Source organism: Longimicrobium sp., assembly GCF_036387355.1.
Classification (GTDB): domain Bacteria; phylum Gemmatimonadota; class Gemmatimonadetes; order Longimicrobiales; family Longimicrobiaceae; genus Longimicrobium.
Genome location: NZ_DASVTX010000533.1, coordinates 1 through 1,624 on the forward strand (window position 1 = coordinate 1; position 1,624 = coordinate 1,624).

Annotated in this window: 1 protein-coding gene and 1 pseudogene; both read left to right on the plus strand. The window is 74.5% G+C overall.

Annotated elements, in window-relative coordinates; genetic code table 11:
* A partial coding sequence (locus VF665_RS22950; protein WP_331055812.1) for a DegT/DnrJ/EryC1/StrS family aminotransferase occupies positions 1-732 on the plus strand: 732 nt, incomplete at its 5' end.
* Between the two features lie 267 nt (positions 733-999).
* Positions 1,000-1,624, plus strand: a pseudogene (locus tag VF665_RS22955) (glycosyl transferase family 1); the annotation flags it as partial.

The window sequence follows — 1,624 nt, forward strand, 5'->3', positions numbered from 1 at the left end:
GCCGACCTGGATCCTGTCGTGCAGGCGTGCCGGGCGCACGGGGTGGCCCTGGTGGAGGACGCGGCCGAGGCGCTGGGCGCCACCTACCACGGCCGCGCTCCGGGAACGCTGGGGCAGTCCGGGATCTTTTCGTTCAACGGCAACAAGGTCATCACCACGTCGGGCGGCGGGATGCTGGTGTCCGACGACGGGGAACTGATCGCCCACGCCCGCAAGCTGGCGACACAGGCACGCGACGCCGCGCCGCACTACCAGCACTCCGAAATCGGCTACAACTACCGGCTCAGCAACGTCCTGGCGGCCATCGGCCGGGGGCAGCTGGAGGTGCTGGAAGAGCGCGTGCTGGCCCGCCGCGCCGTGTTTGACTTCTACCGGCGCGAACTCGCCGGCGTGCCGGGGCTGGAGTGGATGCCCGAGGCGCCGTGGGGCCGGCACTCGCGCTGGCTCACCACGCTGACGGTAGATGAGGCCGCGTTCGGCACGGACCGCGAGGGGCTGCGGCTGGCGCTGGAAGCCGCCAACATCGAGGCCCGGCCGGTGTGGAAGCCCATGCACCTGCAGCCCGTGTTCGCCAGCTACCCCCGGTGGGGGGGAGAGGTGGCCGAAGACCTCTTCACCCGCGGGCTCTGCCTCCCGTCGGGAAGCAACCTCGCGCAGGCGGAGATGGAGCGGGTGGCCGAGGCGGTGCTTGCGGCGCACCGGGCGCCGCGCGCCCCGGCCCGCGCGGGCTGACTGCCTCAAGCCGTTGGGGGACGGGGCGGGCGCCGGAGACGCCGCCCGCGCGGTACCTATCCGCCCCGGTCCCCCGCGCCCGTCCCGCGCCGCGGCTCCCGTCCGCCTCGCCCCGCTGTTGCACCTGCGTTGCAGTTGCGCGCGCCCGGGGGGTGCGCTCCCGCTCGCGCGGGGCTATAATTCACGTCCCGCCTCCTCGCCCCGGTCCCCTGCCGGGAGCCGCGGGAACTCCGGCTTTCATCCTGATCCCACCGTTTCGCCGCCGACATGCGCCCCAACGTGCTCGCGCTCATGGACCACTATCTTCCCGGCAACAGAGCCGGGGGGCCGGTCCGCAGCGTCCAGCATCTGGTGCGGCACCTGGGCGGCGATTTCCGCTTCCGCATCGTCACCCGCGACCACGACGCCTGCGACCCCGCCCCCTACCACGGCGTGGTGCCGGGACGATGGACGGCGGTGGACGGGGCCGAGGTGATGTACCTGGACGCCGCGCGGCTGAACCCGGCGGGGCTCCGCCGCGTCCTGCGGGCCGCCGAATACGACGTGCTGTACCTGAACAGCCTCTTCTCGCCGCAGATGGCGCTGGCGCCGCTCGTGCTGCGGCGCATGGGGGCGCTCCCCCCCCGCCCGGTGGTGCTGGCCCCCCGTGGGGAACTGCACCCCGGCGCGCTCGCCACGGGCGGGTGGAAGGGGGTGCTGCCCGGGCCGCTGGCCCGCCGGGTCGACAGCCCCCGCCAGCTCAAGAAGCGGGCGTACCTGGCCGCCGCCCGGGCCGCGGGGCTGTTTGAAGGCGTGCTCTGGCAGGCCTCCAGCCCCGAAGAAGCCGGCCACATCGTTCGCGCGGTGGGCAGGGGCGCCCGGGTGACCGTGGCCCCCGACCTGGCGGCGGGTC